Source organism: Rhizobium sp. BR 317 (assembly GCF_047445835.1).
GTDB classification, from domain to species: Bacteria; Pseudomonadota; Alphaproteobacteria; order Rhizobiales; family Rhizobiaceae; genus Rhizobium; species Rhizobium paranaense.
In genome coordinates, this window is sequence record NZ_JARWLB010000003.1 from 431,264 (window position 1) to 449,336 (window position 18,073).

Genomic DNA, 18,073 nt, shown 5'->3' on the forward strand with positions numbered 1-18,073 from the left:
AAGCTTTGATCCGCCACTTCTGAAGTGGCGGATCAAGCAAATCCAGCCGTGCAGTTTATAACGGCAGCGGTTTGCCCGCCTGCTCGCTGACCATGTACTCGGCATACCACGTCGGCCATTCCTCATCGCGCTGGCCGGTCCGCTTCTCGTGCTCGCCATGGGCCATCTCAGCACGGCGGAGCGCGCTTGCGAGATCGGTCGGCGAGGTGAATGTCGTCGCGCTCGCGTCCACGCGTCCGGGCAATCTTCCTGTGATCTCCTGCAATAGCCAGCCGTTGCCATCCGGATCGTTGAACGATGCGAAGGAGCGGTAGCTGCGTTGATCGGGATCTCGACCGCTGACCCGGACACGCCCGAACAGGTAGGGTTCGTCCGCGCCAGCGTAAACGCCGCTGGCGTCGTGGAACACCTCGCTGATCTCGGCGCCGCGGCTGCGCAGCTCCTTGCGGGCGGCTTCGATGTCGGAGACAATCAGGTATAGGCCCTTTGCGGAGCCGGGTGCTGCTCCAGTGACGTTCTTGCCGAAGATAACAGAGCAGCCGGAACCCGGCGGCGTAAACTGGATGACGCGGTAGCCGCCATCGTCAGAGGCGAAATCGGCGTCGAGCCTCCAACCCAGCCCATCGTAAAAGCGCTTGGCGCGATCGACATCCGAAACTGGGATGACGACAATCTCGAATTTCATATCAAGGGAATTGCTCATGCTCAGCTCCTTAGGTTTGGGTGCCTTGAGAGGAATGACACATGTTCAAATTCAAGCAGGCGGATAATAGGGATGGCACGCAGCCAGATCAATTACCCTGAGGTATTAGCGGGAGAATGCGCTACCCGGGATTGTGTAAAATTTCGATTGATCAATGAGGTTTTGGCAAGCGCCCCATCGCCTTCGATCCGCTATTCCCTGGGCGTTTGATCAAGCAAATCCGGCCGGCGTTCTTTCGTCAGCTTCTCCGCCTCTTGCCTCTGCCATTTGGCGATGGCGCCGTGATTGCCTGATGTGAGTACCGCGGGGATTTCGCGGCCTTCCCAGATCTGCGGCCGCGTATACTGCGGATGTTCGAGCAGGCCGCCTTCAAAACTTTCGTGCAGGCCGGAAAGATCGTTGCCCATGACGCCGGGCAGAATGCGGACGATGGCGTCGAGCAGGATCAGCGCCGCCGGCTCGCCGCCGGAAAGGATGTAATCGCCGATCGAGACTTCTTCGAGATTGCGCCCGTCGATCACCCGCTGGTCGACGCCTTCGAAACGGCCGCAGACGATGATGACGCCGTCGCCGGCAGCAAGTTCCCGAACGCGCTTCTGCGTCAGCGGTTTTCCACGGGGGCTCATCAGCAGGCGCGGGCGATCGTCGTTTTCGCTCGCATGGTCGATGGCGCGGGCGAGAACGTCGGGCTTCAGCACCATGCCGGCGCCACCGCCAGCCGGCGTGTCATCGACGGTTCGGTGTTTGTCGGTGGCGAAATCGCGAATCTGCACTGTGTCCAGCGACCATTGCCCGCGCTCCATCGCCTTGCCGGCGAGGGACGCGCCGAGATGGCCAGGAAACATCTCGGGGTACAGGGTCAGGATGGTTGCCCGGAAACTCATGGCCGGGTCACTTCTTTGCTTTACCGGGCCGCTTCGGTGGCTTGCCGGTGAAATCATCGGGGTTGTCGATCAGGCCGGCAGCCATCGGATCGATGAGAATCTTGCCGCCTTCCAAGTCGATTTCCAGCACGGCAGCCTCAGAGAATGGGATGAGCACCGGGCGTTTACCCGGCCCCTTCAGCTCCAGGAGATCGCCGGCGCCGAAATCATAGATGCCACTGACCGTGCCGTAGCCGGTGCCCTTGTCGTCGACCGCTTCCAGGCCTTCGAGATCGGCATAGAAGAATTCGTCGTCCTCCAGCTCGTCGTCGGGCAGGTTGTCGCGCTCGATATAGAGTTCCAGCCCGTTCAGCGCCTCGGCAGCATTGCGGTCGTTAACGCCGCGAAAGCGGACGATCACCACGTTCTTGGCTTCGCGGATTTCCAACACCTCGAAGCTGCGGCCGTCGAGGCTGTGCAGATGGCCGTAATCGCCCAGTGCTGCGGGATCGGAGGTAAATGCGCGGGCGCGCACTTCGCCTCTCAGGCCCTGTGCGGCGCCGATAGTGGCCATCAATACCGGATTTTCAAGTTTCGTCATGGTCCTGTGCCGACTGCCAGAGGATCGATTGCGTTCTCTCATAGGATGAACGCTCGCCGATGGGAACAAAAAACGGGCGGCATGTCGCCATGCCACCCGTTTCAAATGGTCGTTGCGGCTGATTATTCAGCAGCAGCGGCGGCGTCGGCAGCCTTCTGTGCCTTTTCAGCAGCGCGTTCCTGAGCGCGCTTGCCCGGCTTTGCCTTTTCCGGGTTGTTCTTGGCTTCGCGCGTTGCGATGCCGGCTTCGTTGAGGAAGCGCAGAACGCGGTCGGTCGGCTGGGCGCCGTGGTCGAGCCAATGCTTGATGCGCTCGGCCTTGAGTTCAACGCGCTTGGCGTCGTCCTTGGCAAGCATCGGGTTCCAGGAGCCGAGGGTCTCCAGGAAACGGCCGTCGCGGGGCGAACGGGCGTCGGCTACGACGACGTGGTAATACGGGCGCTTCTTGGAGCCACCGCGGGCGAGACGAATTTTCAGTGCCATGTTCTTTACTCCTTAGGCTTTTCTTGACCGCTTCGTTTTGGCGGTATGGTTACTTCGCGCTGCTGTTTTGCGTGTCGCATGATCTCTTCCGAAAACCGCTTCACACTTTTCGGGATCATGCTTTGAGATCAGCAGCGATCTGTTCATGATGCCGGATGACTTCCTTGATGACGAAGTTCAGGAACTTCTCGGCGAAATCCGGGTCCAGATTTGCGTCCTTTGCCAGGTGGCGCAGGCGTTCGATCTGGTATTCCTCGCGCGCCGGGTCGGCCGGCGGCAGATTGTATTTGGCCTTCAGCACACCGACTTCCTTTGTGCAGCGGAAGCGTTCGGCCAGCATATGCACCAGTGCGGCATCGATATTGTCGATCGACTGGCGGTAGTTGCCCAGTTGGGCTTTGACGTCTGGATCAATCATGGGGTCTGCGATCCTTCTCACTTCTTCTTCGGCAAACCGGGCAGTCCCGGCAAACCACCGCCGAGGCCGGGGAGCTTGGCGCCGCCGAGACCCGGCAAACCGCCACCGCCGCCAAGACCGGACAATCCGCCCGGCATACCGCCGGGACGTCCGAGACCAGCGGCTTCCGCCTGCTTCTGCAGGGCTTCCAACTGCTTGGGATCGATGTTCGACAGGTCAGGCATGCCGCCCATGCCGCCGCCGAGGCCCATCTTGCCGGCAAGGCCGCCCATAAGCTGCTTCATCATGCCGCCTTTGCCCTTGCCGCCCATCATCTTCATCATGTCCGCCATCTGGCGGTGCATCTTCAGAAGCTTGTTGATGTCGGCGGCATCGGTGCCGGAGCCGCTAGCGATGCGCTTCTTGCGGGAATGCTTCAAGAGGTCCGGATTGGCGCGCTCGGCCTTGGTCATCGAGGAGATGATGGCAAGCTGGCGGCCGAAGAGCTTGTCGTTGAGGCCTGCAGCGGCCATCTTGTCCTTCATGCCGGCCATGCCGGGCATCATGCCCATAATGCCGCCCATGCCGCCCATCTTCTGCATCTGCCTGAGCTGGTCGGCCAGGTCGTTCAGATCGAACTTGCCCTTGGCCATCTTGGCGGCCATGGCGGCCGCCTTCTCGGCGTCGATATTCTCCGCCGCCTTCTCGACCAGCGAGACGATGTCGCCCATGCCGAGGATACGGTCGGCGATACGGCGGGGATGGAATTCTTCCAGCTCGCCCATCTTTTCGCCGACACCGATCAGCTTGATCGGTTTGCCGGTGACAGCGCGCATCGAAAGGGCGGCACCGCCGCGGCCGTCGCCGTCCATACGGGTCAGCACGAGGCCGGTGATGCCGACGCGCTCGTCGAAATTGCGGGCGAGATTGACAGCGTCCTGACCGGTCAAGCTATCGGCGACCAGGAGGATTTCGTGCGGATTGGACTTCTTCTTGATATCCGCCATCTCGACCATGAGCGGCTCGTCGATATGCGTACGGCCGGCGGTGTCGAGGATGACGATGTCATGACCGCCGAGCTTGGCGGCCTGCACGGCGCGCGCTGCGATATCGGTCGGCGACTGGCCGGCGATGATCGGCAGGGTGTCGACGCGCGTCTGAACACCGAGCTGGCGCAACTGCTCCTGCGCGGCCGGACGGCGCGTGTCGAGCGAGGCCATCAGGACCTTCTTGCGGTCGCGGCTCGTCATGCGGCTGGCGATCTTGGCGGTCGTAGTGGTCTTACCGGAGCCCTGCAGACCGACCATCATGACGACGACCGGGGCCGGCGCGTTGAGGTCGATGCCGACGCCTTCGCCGCCAAGCATTTCGATCAGTTCGTCATGGACGATCTTGACGACCATCTGGCCGGGCTTGATCGACTTCAGGATCTCGGCGCCTACGGCCTTTTCACGGACGCGATCGGTAAAGGAGCGTACGACATCCAGCGCCACGTCGGCTTCCAACAGCGCGCGGCGAACCTCGCGAAGTGCTGCGGAAACATCGGCTTCCGAAAGCGCGCCGCGGCCAGTCAGTCCATTCAGAATGGAACCAAGACGGTCCTGGAGGTTTTCAAACATCAGTTCTTCCTTATCGATCGCTTGGGATTTGGACTTGCGCAACTTGCGCGGTTCCTCGCCCGAAAACGTCGTGCTTTTCCATGACGAAAACAAGACGCAAAGCCAAAAAGCACCCGAGGGCGCATCGCGCTGTCGGGTGTTGACCTCCGGGATCTCTTTATACCTTAACGGGTCCCGGTCGGTGGCTCGGAGGCTTGTGCTCGTCGCAGATTGGTGGGGATAAACAGGAAACGGGTGGGAAAGTCAAGCCGAGAGGGCGGAAAGGCTTTCAAAACCCTGATGTTTAACCCACATCTCAGCCAAGAGAAAAATCCATCGGCGTATTCATGACAGATAGATCCGGTTCCAGGAAGACATCGAACCCCTATTATCAAGGTCCAATCTCCGATCACTTCGACGGGCTACGCTTCTTTAATCCGGGCGGCGTGGAACCGGGTGGTCTTAGTGACCTGTTGAAATGGAAACTTGGCGGCGGGCGGGCGCGTTGGCCTCGTCCGGTCGTCAGCCTGTTTCCGCCGGCCAGGCCCGACAGGCGTGTTTTCGGCGACGTCTTGCGGGTCACCATGATCGGCCATGCCTCGATGCTGATCCAGGCGGCCGGTCTCAATATATTGACCGATCCTGTGTGGTCGGAACGCGTGAGCCCTTTCACCTTCATCGGCCCCAAACGGGCGGTTCCGCCCGGTATCCGCTTCGAAGACCTGCCGCCGATCGATCTCGTGCTGGTCTCGCACAATCACTATGATCATCTCGATCTCGCGACGCTGAAGCGGCTGCACGAGACGCACGCGCCAAAAATCCTCACGCCGCTCGGCAACGATGCCGTTATCCGCCGTGGGGCGCCCGGTGCCCAGATCACGACAATGGATTGGGGCGATCGCATCGCCATTGCCGACAAGGTGACGGTCGATGCCGAGCCTTGCCATCACTGGTCGGCGCGTGGCGCCGGCGACCGTCGCATGGCGCTCTGGGCCGCTTTCGTCATCACGACGCCTGCCGGCAAGATCTACCATATTGGCGATACCGGCTTTCATGGCGGCTTGAATTATGAGGCCGCGCGGCAAAAACACGGCAGCTTCCGCCTCGCCATCCTGCCTTTCGGCGCCTACGAACCGCGCTGGTTCATGAAGGGCCAGCATCAGAATCCGGAAGAAGCGGTCAAGGGCATGAAGCTCTGCAACGCCGCCCACGTCGCCGGCCACCATTTCGCGACCTTCCAGCTCACCGACGAGGCGATCGATGCGCCGGTTCACGCGCTGGACGCGGCCCTGAAGGCCGAGGGCGTGGAAGCGGATCGGTTCCGACCGCTGAGAGCGGGGGAAGTGTTCGATGTGCCGATGGTTTAAGACCAAACACTTTGACAGTGATGTGGGGAGGAGTTGGATTGGAACGATCGCCTGCCCAACCGTTTAGATCATCACTGTAGTGCCAGCAGATAGGAGCTTTGTATTCTTTATCAGTGACGCGAGTTCGCCAAAACGAGATATCTCGATGCTCCTTGCCTTCGAAGCTGCTTAGCGTCGGAGTGAGCTGATAGCGATCCACTTTGCTTCTTCCGGCCGCCTTATGTGCCAGTACTTCCAACCGTCAAGGTTAGTTCGCTTATCGTCTTTTGTTAGAGCGACACCGCCGGCCGCCGCAGAAGGGCTGGTGTACCGATCCCCTTCGACCATCCATGCCCCGTTTTGAATGATGCCCGTATGAACGCGGCCATTGTATTCCATCCGTAGTTCGGTGCCGTGTGGTAGTGTGACGCCTTTGCTTGCCCAAGGACGGCTTCCACTAGGTGTGACTTGGGTGGCATGCGCTTGGCCTTCGATTTGGAGCAGGCGCCGAAGCACGGTGTTAGGCGTTTCAGCAAAACTTTGTCGCGCTAGCTCGATCCGTTTATGCACGTCGAAGTCAATTTCAATAGTCCGCAGTTCTGTCATGCAGGCCTCCTTTGATAGTCCGCAATTGAAAGTTAAAATAGTAATTTAAGTAAGTAAAGGAGAAAAGGAGGTCTCGTGCAGCTTGCGTTGCGGCCCGTGGTGGTGGAAGGCGAAACATTGCCAGCCAGACAAGGCCGTCTCTTGCACTTTGCGCCAATGTGTGGGCCCTCTCCTCGCAGATGGGCAGAGGGAGTCATCATGCCACTGGTAATTCCCCCGCATTTCCGCCATATACAGCTCGAAAACACTGACGGACATACCAGCATGAGCAATACGGTCGAATTCGCGCGGATGAACGGGCTTGGCAACAAGATCCTGGTTGTCGACATGCGTGGCCGGAAAGATGTGGTGACAGCGGCGGCGGCGATTGCGCTGAATGCCGATCCGGCCACTGAGTTCGATCAGATCATGGCGATCCACGACCCGAAGGCGCAAGGCACCGACGCCTGGATCGATATTCTGAATTCCGATGGCACCAAGGCGCAGGCCTGCGGCAATGGTACGCGCTGCGTCGTGCAGGCGCTGGCCGCCGAGACCGGCAAGAAGATATTCACCTTCCAAACGGTCGCCGGCATTCTGAATGCCGTCGAGCACGAGGACGGCACGATTTCGGTCGATATGGGTAAGCCGGTCTTCGCCTGGGACAAGATCCCGCTCGCCGAGGAATTCGCCGATACGCGCCGTATCGAGCTGCAGATCGGGCCGATCGACAATCCTGTCCTGCATTCGCCTTCGGCCATGTCGATGGGCAATCCGCATGCGATCTTCTGGGTCGACAAGGACCCGATGTCTTACGATCTCGCCCGCTTTGGACCGCTGCTCGAAAACCATCCGATGTTTCCCGAGCGCGCCAATATCACCTTGGCGCAGGTGCTTTCGCCGACCACGCTGCGCACGCGCACCTGGGAGCGCGGCGCGGGGCTGACGCTTGCTTGCGGCTCGGCCGCCTGTTCGGCCGCCGTCAGTTCGGCGCGCACCGGCCGCACCGGCCGCAAGGTGACGATCGACGTCGCCTCTGCTCCTGCGCCGAGCCAGCTCACCATCGAATGGCGGGAAAGTGACGATCACGTCGTCATGACCGGTCCGGCGGAATGGGAATGGTCTGGTGTCGTCGATCCCGTAACGGGGAGCTGGGCACGCGATCAGGAGCAGGGGGCTCAGGCGCGGTGAGCGGGGTCGAGGTCATCACCTTCGGCTGCCGTCTCAACACCTATGAATCCGAAGTGATGAGGTCGCAGGCGGAAGCCGCGGGGCTCAATAATGCCATCCTGGTCAATACCTGCGCCGTCACCGGCGAGGCCGTGCGACAGGCGCGCCAGGCGATCCGCCGCGCGCGGCGCGACAATCCGCATGCTCGCATCATCGTCACCGGCTGCGCCGCGCAGACAGAAAAACATGCTTTCGCCGAAATGGCTGAAGTGGATGCCGTGCTCGGCAACGAGGAGAAGCTGACGAGTGCTTCCTATCGTTCCGTGCCGGATTTCGGCGTTTCAGCCGAAGAGAAGCTGCGCGTCAACGACATCATGAGCGTGCGCGCGACCGCGCCGCAGATGATCAGGCATATCGACGGGCACGTACGCGCCTTCATTCAGGTACAGAACGGTTGCGACCATCGCTGCACCTTCTGCATCATCCCCTATGGCCGCGGCAATTCGCGATCCGTGCCGATGGGTGCGGTGGTGAGCCAAGCGCGCAATCTCGTCGAAAGCGGTTACCGCGAGATCGTTCTGACCGGCGTCGATGCCACCAGTTACGGCGCCGACCTGCCGGGAACGCCGACGCTCGGCCTCTTGGCAAAGACGCTGCTGAAGCAGGTTCCCGAGATCCGCCGCCTGCGGCTATCCTCGATCGACAGCATCGAGGCCGACCAACATCTGATGGATCTGATCGCCGACGAGCCGCGCTTCATGCCGCATCTGCATCTGTCGCTGCAGCATGGCGACGACATGATCCTGAAGCGGATGAAGCGGCGGCATTCACGCGCCGATGCTATCCGTTTTATCGAGGATGCTCGCCGTCTTCGGTCGGAGATGAGCTTTGGCGCCGATATGATCGCCGGTTTTCCGACCGAAACGGACGCGATGTTCGAAAACGCCGTCAGTCTGGCGGAAGAGGTTGGCATTGCGCATCTGCATGTCTTTCCCTACAGCCCGCGTCCCGGTACGCCGGCCGCTCGGATGCCGCAGCTCGACCGCGCGTTGATCAAGCAACGCGCTGCACGGCTGCGCTTGGCTGGACAAAAGCTGCATCAGTCCCATCTCGACTCCATGGTCGGCACGCGGCAATGGCTGCTTGTGGAGAATAACGGGCTGGCGCATACGGAAAACTTCACGCTTGTCGCAGCCCCAAGCCTCAGGCCGCGCGACCTTGTGCAGGTGGCGATCACCGGCCACAATGGCAAGCATCTCGACATGCAACTTGCGGCCGCCGACGCGGCCTGATCCTACTCGCTCACGGAATTTTCATGGCGCTCAATTTCATCAAAAAAGTCTTCACCTTCGGCCGCGAAAAGCCGACGGAAGAACAGGCGCCCGTCGAGGATTCGACGAAGGTTGAAACGCCCGTTCCGGAGCAAGAGGCGCCTGCTGCGGAGCCTTCCGTTCATTCCGAGTTTGTCGAGCCTGCGTCACCCCCCTCTGTCCCTTCGGGACATCTCCCCCTCAAGGGGGGAGATCGTTTGGAGAGTGATGCGCCTTCCGAACAAGACGAGCGGGCCGATACGCAAGCAGAAGACGACTTGCGCATTTCGTTGAATGCTCAGGTGATCGAGGCTGAGAAAGCTGCTACGGCAGAGTATCCTGTGGCGACTGAAGTTGGTGATGAGTCTGACGAGACCGCCTCCGAAACGATCTCCCCCCTTAAGGGAGAGATGTCCAATAGGACGGAGGGGGGTGACGCAGGCTCGACAAACTCGGAGTTCTCGTCGGAAAGCACAGAATCTCCAACAGACTCGCAACCTCCATCGGAAAACACCGAATCCCCCATCCTCCCTAAAGGCTTCTCCACCGCCGCGCCCGCTCCAGCTCCCATTCCGGAAGCCCCCAAGCAGAAGCTTTCGTGGTTCCAGCGCCTCCGCGCCGGTCTTGCGCGCACTTCGTCACAGCTCTCTGGCCAGATCACGGCGCTTTTCACCAAGCGCAAGCTGGACGATCAGACGCTGCAGGATTTGGAGGATCTGTTGATCCAGGCCGATCTTGGCGTCGAGACCGCCATGCGGGTCACCGATACGCTGGCTTCGGAACGCTACGGCAAGGATGTGACCGGCGAGGATGTCAGCCGGATCATGGCGCAGGAAATCGCCAAGGTGCTGAAGCCGGTCGCCAAGCCATTGCAGCTCGATCTCGGTCATAAGCCGCATGTCATCCTGATCGTCGGCGTTAACGGCACCGGCAAGACGACGACGATCGGCAAGCTGGCGGCGAAGCTTTCTGGTGCGGGCTTGAAGGTCATGGTGGCCGCCGGCGATACGTTCCGCGCCGCGGCCATCGAGCAGTTGAAGATCTGGGCCGACCGCACCAAGTCGGAATTCATCGGCACCAAGCTCGGCGCCGATGCCGCCGGTCTTGCCTTCGATGCCTTCCAGCAGGCCAAGGCCAACAAGAGCGACGTGCTGATCATCGACACCGCCGGCCGCCTGCAGAACAAGGCGGAGCTGATGGCGGAGCTGGAAAAGATCGTCCGCGTGCTCGGCAAGCTCGATCCCGACGCGCCGCATACCGTTCTGCAAACGCTGGATGCGACCACCGGCCAGAATGCGTTGAATCAGGTGGAAATCTTCCGCAATGTCGCAGGGGTCAACGGCCTGATCATGACCAAGCTCGACGGTACGGCGCGCGGCGGTATCCTCGTAGCCATCTCGGCCAAGCACAAGCTGCCGGTCTATTTCATCGGCGTCGGCGAGGGTGTAGACGATCTCGAGCCGTTCGAGGCTGAGGATTTTGCCCATGCCATCGCCGGGATCGGTCAATGAACGACAAGACCAAATTCGATGACAGTGCCAAATCCGATGACAGTGAGAGTGCCGCAATGACGACCAGCGACAGTGATCTGACCCCAAGTGCTGCCGACAAGCATCATCCGCTGCTGAAGCTGGTGCTGGAACTCGGGCCGCTGCTCGTCTTCTTCTTCGGCAATCTGCGTGGCGACTGGCTGGTGCAGCATTTCCCGGCGCTCTCGGCGCTGGGCGGTCCGCTCTTCGTCGCAACCGCCCTGTTCATGGCGGCGACTGTGACCTCGCTCGTCGTCTCGAAGATCATGCTCGGCCATCTGCCGCTGATGCCATTCGTCTCCGGCATCGTCGTCGTCACCTTCGGCGCGCTCGGCATCTATCTGCAGAACGAGACCTTCATCAAGATGAAGCCGACCATCATCAACGCCCTGTTCGGCGTGGTGCTGCTCGGCGGGCTCGCCTTCGGCAGATCGCTGCTCGGCTATGTCTTCAATGCTGCCTTCCAGTTGGATAGCGAAGGCTGGCGCAAGCTCACACTGCGCTGGGGCATCTTCTTCCTGTTTCTCGCCGTGCTTAACGAAGTCGTCTGGCGTGGATCGAACTGGTACTATCTGCCCGATGTGAAAGCCGCGGATAATCTCTGGGTGCTCTTCAAGGTCTGGGGCACGATGCCGATCACCATCATCTTCACCTTGTCGCAGATGCCGCTGATCATGAAGCACACGGTCAATCCGCCGGCGGAAACCGAAGAATGACGACGCTTACGGACGCCGAAAATCGCTATCGGCAGCAAAGCTTCTGGTTCATTGCCTGCGCGATGGTCCTGCTAGTCCAGATCGTTGCGGAATATATGATGGGCCGGGTGCCGATCTGCACCTGCGGCTATGTCAAGCTCTTCGAACCCGTCGTGAAATCCAGCGGCAATTCGCAGCATATCGCCGACTGGTATACGCCGTCGCACATCATTCACGGCTTCCTGTTCTTCGGGCTGACGCATCTAATCATGCGCCGCAAGCCGCTGTCGATGCGCCTGTTCGTCGCCATGTTGATCGAATCCGGCTGGGAGCTGCTCGAGAACTCGCCGATCATCATCAACCGCTACCGCACGGCGACGATCTCGCTCGACTATTTCGGCGACAGCATCCTGAACTCGGCGATGGACGCGGTGTTCATGGTCGTCGGCTTCCTGTTCGCATGGCGCGCGCCGGTGGCGCTGACCATCGTGATCGCCATCTTCTTCGAGCTGCTCACCGGCTGGCTGATCCGCGACAATCTCACGCTGAACATCATCATGCTGGTCTGGCCGATCGATGCGATCAAGACCTGGCAGGGTGGGCTTTAAGAGAACTTTGAACCCGTGGCCACCTCGTGGTTCGAGGCCCTATTGCCTGCGCCAAGGCTTCGGCAACAGAGCACCTCACCATGAGGTGGAGTGCCTCTTGCGCAGGGCGGCGAAGATCAGCCCTCCTGGTGAGGTGCGGAAGTGCCCTGAGCCTGCCGAAGGGGGGCTGGAGCCTCGAACCACGAGGGCGGGTGGTTATCGCTGTCGTCGTTTCTCGACGCGGGCGCGGCGTTTAAGACGCAGATTTCCCCTGAGCTTTCTCTATCGCCGGATACAGCCCCTCTTTGAGGCTGTTCGCGGTAAACGGCCCGACCTGCTTGTAGAGGATCGTGCCGTCGGGGCCGACGAGGTAGGATTCGGGAATACCGTAGACGCCCCAGTCGATCGCGGCCGAACCGTTCGGATCGATGCCGATGGCGCTATAGGGATTGCCGAGTTCGCCGAGGAAACGCAGGGCGTTTTCGCTCGTATCCTTGTAGTTGATGGCGACGATGTTCAGCCGGCCGTCTTTGGCGAGTTGCTTCAAGACAGGGTGTTCTTCACGGCAGGGAAGGCACCAGGAGGCGAAGACGTTGACGAGCGTCAGCTTGCCTTTGATGGCATCGTCGGTCAGCGCCGGCAGATTGGAGCCCTCGAGCGGTGTCAACGCCAGGGTCGGAGCTTTCGTGCCGATCAGGGCCGAGGGGATGGCGGAAATATCGGTGCCGTGGACTTCCTGGTCGTACATCACCTTGCCGACGGCAAGGGCAATGCAGGCAAAGACGATCAGTGGAATGAGCGCCAGCAGGTAGCGACCGGTATTGCCGGACTTCGGCTTGTTGCCTTCTTCAGTTCCCAGGCTCATTTCGTCTTGCTTTCCGGGGTGCGCTGTGACCGGCGGCGGATGCCGGAGGCTTCGAGCGCCGCGATTTCCTTGCGCCGCAAATGTCCGTCGATCCATGTCCAGGCGATGACGGCGATGATCATGGCGGCGGTAAAACCATAGGAGCCGTAGACGTAGAAAGGATGCGTCATGCTATTCCTCCCGGGCGGCCATGCGGGCGGCGAGACGACGCTGCGCGGCGATGCGGCGACGCCAAATCTCGTTGCGGATCGCCATCAAATGCAGCGTGAAGAACAGCAGCGTGAAGGCAAGCGCCATGACGAAGAGCGGCCACAGGAATTGTGCATCGATGGTCGGGCCATCCAGGCGCATGATGCTTTCGGACTGATGCAGCGTGTTCCACCAGTCGACCGAGAACTTGATGATCGGAATGTTGATGAAGCCGACGAGGACCAGCACGGCGCTGACGCGCGCTGCCTTCGACGGATCGTCCATGGCGCGATTGAGCGCAATCAGCCCGAGATACATCAGGAAGAGGATGAAGACCGAAGTGAGCCGGGCATCCCAGACCCAATAGGTGCCCCACATCGGTTTGCCCCAGAGCGAGCCGGTGACGAGGGCGACGAGGGTAAAGGCGGCGCCGAGTGGTGCTGCGGCCTTGGCGGAGACATCGGCCAGCGGATGGCGCCAGACCAGCGTACCGATCGCCGACATGCTCATGATCGTATAGCACATCATCGACAGCCATGCGGCCGGCACGTGGATATACATGATGCGGACGGTATCGCCCTGCTGGTAGTCGCCTTCGGTCGAAAAGGCGAGATAGAGGCCGATCGCGAAGAGCACGGCTGATATGGCCGCCAACCAGGGAATAAGACGCGCCGAAAGCGCCAGGAACCGTGTCGGGTTGGCGAGGTCGGAAAATCGGCTGATCGCGGGGCTGATATCGCTCATGTCGCCTGTTTAAACCGATATCGCTTTTACGGCAATCGATCGCATTGTCTCAGGCCTATCAATCCGTCGTGTTGCGCAAGGCGAGAGCTGCTGCGGCCGGGCCGAGCACGGCAAAGAACAGGGTAAGTGCAATCAGGATCAGGAAGGGCGGCAGGAAGGGCTGCGGACCTTCGACCACGGCATAGGTGGCGCTGACGCCGAAGATCAGCACGGGAATGGTCAGCGGTAGCACCAGGATCGATACCAGCAGTCCGCCACGCGGCAAGGCAACGGCAACGGCGGCGCCGACCGCGCCGATGAAGGTGATAGCCGGCGAGCCGACAAGCAAAGTCAGCGCCGTCGCGCCGATCGCCATCTCGTTCATGTTCATGAAGAGGCCGAGCAACGGCGAGGCGATGACCAGCGGCAGGCCGGTCGCCGTCCAATGTGCGGCGCATTTGGTGAGCACGGTCAGCACCAGCGGCGTTTCCTGCATGACCAGCAGATCGAGCGATCCGTCATCGCGTTCGGCCTGAAACAGGCGGTCGAGACCGAGCAGGGCGGACAGAAGCGCGCCGATCCAGACGATGGCCGGACCGATGCGCGACAAAAGCTTCAAGTCGGGGCCGACGCCGAAGGGAATGACGGCGACGACGGTCAGAAAGAAGAGGATGCCGATGAGCGCGCCACCGCCGGCGCGGACTGAAAGTTTTAAGTCTCGGAGGAAGAGGGCGGTCATGGGGATATCCTGCCGTGGTGAGGGGGGTATCGCAGGTTCGGCAGACTCTGCATTGTCGAACTCATCCCCACACCCCTTCGCTCACTCCGGCAAACCCCGTCATCCGCATTTCCTGCACATTCTCCAAGCCCAGAGGTTGATGCGTTGCGGCAAGGATAATGCCGCCATTCTTCTGATGGGCTGTGATGAGCTGCGCAAGCAGCCGGTCTGCTGCCGCGTCCAATGCTGCCGTCGGTTCATCGAGGATCCAGATCGGGCGATAGGCGACCAGCAGTTTTGCGAAGGCTATTCGGCGTTGCTGGCCGGCGGAGAGATAGCCGAAGGGCAGGTGGGTGATGCCGGCAAGGCCGACGGCATCGGCCGCTTCATCGACATCCACACCGAAGCCGCCTGGCATGTCGTCCAGGAAGGTTTTCCAGAAGGACAGATTTTCGGCCACGGTGAGCTCGGATTTCATCGCATTGCGATGGCCGAGATAGTGGCTGGCCTCGTATGCCGGGCGGTCTGATTCGCCCTTGGAATCGGTGAAAACGACGCGGCCTTTTTCCTGCTTTAAGAGGCCCGCGACAACACGCAGAAGCGTCGATTTTCCTGAGCCGTTGCGGCCTGTCAGGATCAGGGCCTCGCCATTGCTCAAGCTAAAGGAAACATTTACGAAAATCAGGTCTTCACCCCGCCTTGCCGCCAGGTTTTCAGCGCTTAGATGCATCTGCTCAGGCTTTCCCCGTTTTCGTTATCGCAGCGCGCAAAAAATTGTCCGAATTTGCGCTTTGCCACTCTGGCAAGTCTTTACGAAATTATCTATAAGACCCGCAACCACGCCAGCGGTCGGCGTGAATTTCATCCTTGCGCCGAACATAAGGTTTTCTGCCTTACGTGCGGACAGCGGAAATGGCCGTACCCGCATCCTGATGTGCATAAAGTGCATAGGCGTTCGCACGACTGTGTTGGCTATCAGAAACGGGGTATCTCGTGTCTAAATCTCTTGACAGTTTCAATTGTCGTTCCACGCTGTCCGTGAACGGGAAAGACTACGTCTATTTCAGCCTGCCCAAGGCTGAGGCCAATGGTCTGCCTGGCGTTTCCAAGCTGCCCTATTCGATGAAGGTGCTGCTGGAAAACCTGCTGCGCTTCGAAGACGGGCAGTCGGTCACCAAGGAACATATCCTTGCCGTCGCCGAATGGCTGACCAACAAGGGTACCGTCGAGAACGAAATCGCCTATCGCCCGGCGCGCGTGCTGATGCAGGACTTCACCGGCGTTCCGGCCGTTGTCGACCTTGCTGCCATGCGCGACGCGATGGTGTCGCTCGGCGGCGATCCGGAAAAGATCAACCCGCTGGTTCCCGTCGATCTCGTCATCGACCACTCTGTCATCGTCGATGAATTCGGCACGCCGCAGGCTTTTGCCAAGAACGTCGAGCTGGAATATCAGCGTAACGGCGAGCGCTACCGCTTCCTGAAGTGGGGTCAGCAGGCATTCCAGAACTTCCGCGTCGTTCCTCCCGGCACCGGCATCTGTCACCAAGTGAACCTCGAATATCTTGGCCAGACTGTCTGGACGAAGGAAGAGGACGGCGAAACAATCGCTTATCCCGACACCTGCGTCGGCACCGACTCGCACACGACCATGATCAACGGTCTCGGCGTTCTCGGCTGGGGCGTTGGCGGTATCGAAGCTGAAGCTGCGATGCTCGGCCAGCCCGTCTCCATGCTGCTGCCGGAAGTCATCGGCTTCAAGCTCACCGGCAAGCTCAAGGAAGGCGTCACCGCGACCGACCTCGTGCTGACCGTCGTGCAGATGCTGCGCAAGAAGGGCGTCGTTTCCAAGTTCGTCGAATTCTTCGGCCCCGGCCTCGACAACATGCCGCTCGCCGACCGCGCGACCATCGGCAACATGGGTCCGGAATACGGCGCGACCTGCGGCTTCTTCCCGGTCGATAAGGAAACGTTGAACTATCTCAACATGTCCGGTCGTGCGAAGGATCGTATCGCGCTCGTCGAAGCCTATTCGAAGGCTCAGGGCATGTGGCGCGACAATGATGGTTCCGACCTCGTCTTCACCGACACGCTGGAACTCGACCTCAACGATGTCGTGCCGTCGATGGCCGGTCCGAAGCGCCCGGAAGGCCGTATCGCGCTGGAAAACATCGCGTCCGGTTTCGCCACATCGATGGACACCGAATACAAGAAGCCCGGCCAGCTCTCCAACCGCTATGCGGTCGAAGGCACGGATTTCGATATCGGCCATGGTGACGTCGCAATCGCCGCCATCACCTCCTGCACCAACACCTCCAACCCGTCGGTGCTGATCGCTGCCGGCCTTCTCGCCCGCAACGCCGTTGCCAAGGGCCTGAAGAGCAAGCCGTGGGTCAAGACCTCGCTAGCACCGGGATCGCAGGTTGTCGGCGAATACCTCGCCAAGTCCGGCCTGCAGGCCGATCTCGACAAGCTCGGCTTCAACCTGGTCGGCTTCGGCTGCACCACCTGCATCGGCAACTCCGGCCCGCTGCCGGCGCCGATCTCGAAGACGATCAACGACAAGGGCCTGATCGTTTCCGGCGTTCTCTCCGGCAACCGTAACTTCGAAGGCCGCATTTCGCCTGATGTCCAGGCGAACTACCTGGCGTCCCCGCCGCTCGTCGTCGCCTATGCGCTCGCCGGCACGGTGCAGCTCGACCTGACGAAGGAGCCGATCGGCGAAGACCAGAACGGCAAGCCGGTCTACCTCAAGGACATCTGGCCGACCTCGCAGGAAGTGCAGGAATTCATCCTGAAGTACGTCACCCGCGAACTCTACGAAACCAAGTACGCCGACGTCTTCAAAGGCGATGCCAACTGGCAGGCCGTGCAGGTTCCTCCGGGCCAGACCTATGCCTGGGACGACAACTCGACCTATGTGCAGAACCCGCCTTATTTCGTGGGCATGGGCAAGACCGGCGCCGGCGTTTCCGACATCAAGGGCGCCCGCGTTCTCGGCCTCTTCGGCGACAAGATCACCACCGACCACATTTCTCCGGCCGGTTCGATCAAGGCTGCCTCGCCGGCCGGTTCCTACCTCATCGGTCATGGCGTCGGCGTTGCCGACTTCAACCAGTACGGCACGCGCCGCGGCAACCATGAAGTCATGATGCGCGGTACCTTTGCCAACATCCGCATCCGCAACCATATGCTCGGCCCGAACGGCAAGGAAGGTGGCTACACCATCCACTATCCGTCCAAGGAAGAGACGTCGATCTACGATGCGGCCATGCAGTACAAGGCCGAGGGCGTTCCGCTCGTCATCTTCGCAGGTGTCGAGTACGGCAACGGCTCGTCGCGTGACTGGGCAGCCAAGGGCACGAACCTGCTCGGCGTGCGCGCCGTCGTCGCCCAGTCGTTCGAGCGTATCCATCGCTCGAACCTGGTCGGCATGGGCGTCATCCCCTTCGTCTTCGAGGACGGCACCACCTGGGCAAGCCTCGGCCTGAAGGGTGACGAACTCGTGACGATCGAGGGCCTGGAACACATCAAGCCACGCGAGCGCAAGATCGCCAAGATCACCTATGGCGACGGCTCCGTGAAGGACGTTCCGATCATCTGCCGCATCGATACGCTGGATGAAGTGACCTACGTCAACAATGGCGGCATCCTGCAGACCGTTCTGCGCGATCTCGCGGCCTGATTGGCATTAAAACTGCCTATACACGCCG

Annotated in this window: 19 protein-coding genes; 7 read left to right on the forward strand and 12 right to left on the reverse strand. The window is 60.6% G+C overall.

The window, feature by feature from the left end:
• Window positions 1-55 precede the first annotated feature (55 nt).
• The 6 genes from QD357_RS07105 to ffh all read right to left on the reverse strand — a co-directional run bounded on the left by QD357_RS07105 (window position 56) and on the right by ffh (window position 4,665).
• Complete coding sequence (locus QD357_RS07105; protein WP_107109649.1) at window positions 56-703, reverse strand: VOC family protein; 648 nt, start codon at window positions 701-703, stop codon at window positions 56-58.
• Between the two features lie 191 nt (window positions 704-894).
• Complete coding sequence (gene trmD, locus QD357_RS07110; protein WP_107109648.1) at window positions 895-1,587, reverse strand: tRNA (guanosine(37)-N1)-methyltransferase TrmD; 693 nt, start codon at window positions 1,585-1,587, stop codon at window positions 895-897.
• Window positions 1,588-1,594: 7 nt separating this feature from the next.
• Entirely contained in the window at window positions 1,595-2,167 is a 573-nt protein-coding gene (gene rimM / locus QD357_RS07115; RefSeq protein WP_107109647.1) for a ribosome maturation factor RimM, read from the reverse strand.
• Window positions 2,168-2,289: 122 nt separating this feature from the next.
• Window positions 2,290-2,649 (reverse strand): 30S ribosomal protein S16, encoded by a 360-nt coding sequence (gene rpsP, locus QD357_RS07120; RefSeq protein WP_107109646.1) that lies wholly within the window; start codon window positions 2,647-2,649, stop codon window positions 2,290-2,292.
• A gap of 115 nt (window positions 2,650-2,764) precedes the next feature.
• Window positions 2,765-3,067 carry a chorismate mutase gene (locus QD357_RS07125; RefSeq protein WP_034481598.1) on the reverse strand — a complete coding sequence of 101 codons (303 nt, stop codon included), beginning with the start codon at window positions 3,065-3,067 and terminating at the stop codon, window positions 2,765-2,767.
• 17 nt (window positions 3,068-3,084) lie between these two features.
• Complete coding sequence (gene ffh / locus QD357_RS07130; RefSeq protein WP_107109935.1) at window positions 3,085-4,665, reverse strand: signal recognition particle protein; 1,581 nt, start codon at window positions 4,663-4,665, stop codon at window positions 3,085-3,087.
• 326 nt (window positions 4,666-4,991) lie between these two features.
• Between ffh and QD357_RS07135 the strand changes: the two genes are divergently transcribed.
• Window positions 4,992-6,011, forward strand: coding sequence for an MBL fold metallo-hydrolase (locus QD357_RS07135; protein ID WP_107109645.1), 1,020 nt, complete (start codon window positions 4,992-4,994; stop codon window positions 6,009-6,011).
• Between the two features lie 168 nt (window positions 6,012-6,179).
• On the opposite strand, the gene QD357_RS07140 is transcribed toward QD357_RS07135, so the two are convergent.
• Window positions 6,180-6,596 (reverse strand): hypothetical protein, encoded by a 417-nt coding sequence (locus QD357_RS07140; protein ID WP_107109644.1) that lies wholly within the window; start codon window positions 6,594-6,596, stop codon window positions 6,180-6,182.
• Window positions 6,597-6,860: 264 nt separating this feature from the next.
• Between QD357_RS07140 and dapF the strand changes: the two genes are divergently transcribed.
• The 5 genes from dapF to QD357_RS07165 are packed head-to-tail and all read left to right on the forward strand — an operon-like array spanning window position 6,861 to window position 11,887.
• Window positions 6,861-7,766, forward strand: coding sequence for a diaminopimelate epimerase (gene dapF / locus QD357_RS07145; protein WP_107109643.1), 906 nt, complete (start codon window positions 6,861-6,863; stop codon window positions 7,764-7,766).
• Window positions 7,763-9,037: a tRNA (N(6)-L-threonylcarbamoyladenosine(37)-C(2))-methylthiotransferase MtaB gene (gene mtaB / locus QD357_RS07150; protein WP_414124123.1), complete on the forward strand. Its 1,275-nt coding sequence runs from the start codon at window positions 7,763-7,765 to the stop codon at window positions 9,035-9,037. Before dapF ends, mtaB begins: the two co-directional genes overlap by 4 nt.
• A gap of 23 nt (window positions 9,038-9,060) precedes the next feature.
• Entirely contained in the window at window positions 9,061-10,566 is a 1,506-nt protein-coding gene (ftsY, locus tag QD357_RS07155) for a signal recognition particle-docking protein FtsY (protein ID WP_107109641.1), read from the forward strand.
• Between the two features lie 56 nt (window positions 10,567-10,622).
• Complete coding sequence (locus QD357_RS07160; RefSeq protein WP_245407533.1) at window positions 10,623-11,300, forward strand: septation protein A; 678 nt, start codon at window positions 10,623-10,625, stop codon at window positions 11,298-11,300.
• Window positions 11,297-11,887 (forward strand): DUF2585 domain-containing protein, encoded by a 591-nt coding sequence (locus tag QD357_RS07165; protein ID WP_107109639.1) that lies wholly within the window; start codon window positions 11,297-11,299, stop codon window positions 11,885-11,887. The genes QD357_RS07160 and QD357_RS07165 overlap by 4 nt, the downstream gene beginning before the upstream one ends.
• Before the next feature lie 232 nt (window positions 11,888-12,119).
• Here the strand turns inward: QD357_RS07165 and QD357_RS07170 are convergent, their stop codons facing one another.
• The 5 genes from QD357_RS07170 to ccmA all read right to left on the reverse strand — a co-directional run bounded on the left by QD357_RS07170 (window position 12,120) and on the right by ccmA (window position 15,091).
• Entirely contained in the window at window positions 12,120-12,731 is a 612-nt protein-coding gene (locus tag QD357_RS07170) for a DsbE family thiol:disulfide interchange protein (RefSeq protein ID WP_107109638.1), read from the reverse strand.
• Entirely contained in the window at window positions 12,728-12,901 is a 174-nt protein-coding gene (gene ccmD, locus QD357_RS07175) for a heme exporter protein CcmD (RefSeq protein WP_107109637.1), read from the reverse strand. Before ccmD ends, QD357_RS07170 begins: the two co-directional genes overlap by 4 nt.
• Window position 12,902: 1 nt before the next feature.
• A complete protein-coding gene (locus QD357_RS07180; protein ID WP_107109636.1) occupies window positions 12,903-13,664 on the reverse strand; it encodes a heme ABC transporter permease in 762 nt (253 codons plus the stop codon).
• 58 nt (window positions 13,665-13,722) lie between these two features.
• Window positions 13,723-14,382, reverse strand: a complete 660-nt coding sequence (gene ccmB, locus QD357_RS07185; RefSeq protein ID WP_107109635.1) for a heme exporter protein CcmB — start codon at window positions 14,380-14,382, stop codon at window positions 13,723-13,725.
• A gap of 61 nt (window positions 14,383-14,443) precedes the next feature.
• Window positions 14,444-15,091, reverse strand: coding sequence for a heme ABC exporter ATP-binding protein CcmA (ccmA, locus tag QD357_RS07190; RefSeq protein WP_107109634.1), 648 nt, complete (start codon window positions 15,089-15,091; stop codon window positions 14,444-14,446).
• A 263-nt stretch (window positions 15,092-15,354) separates the two neighbouring features.
• Here ccmA and acnA point away from each other — a divergent pair, with 263 nt between their 5' ends.
• The gene (gene acnA, locus QD357_RS07195; RefSeq protein WP_107109633.1) at window positions 15,355-18,045 is read left to right on the forward strand and encodes an aconitate hydratase AcnA; all 2,691 of its coding nucleotides are present in this window, start codon (window positions 15,355-15,357) and stop codon (window positions 18,043-18,045) included.
• Window positions 18,046-18,073: the final 28 nt, after the last annotated feature.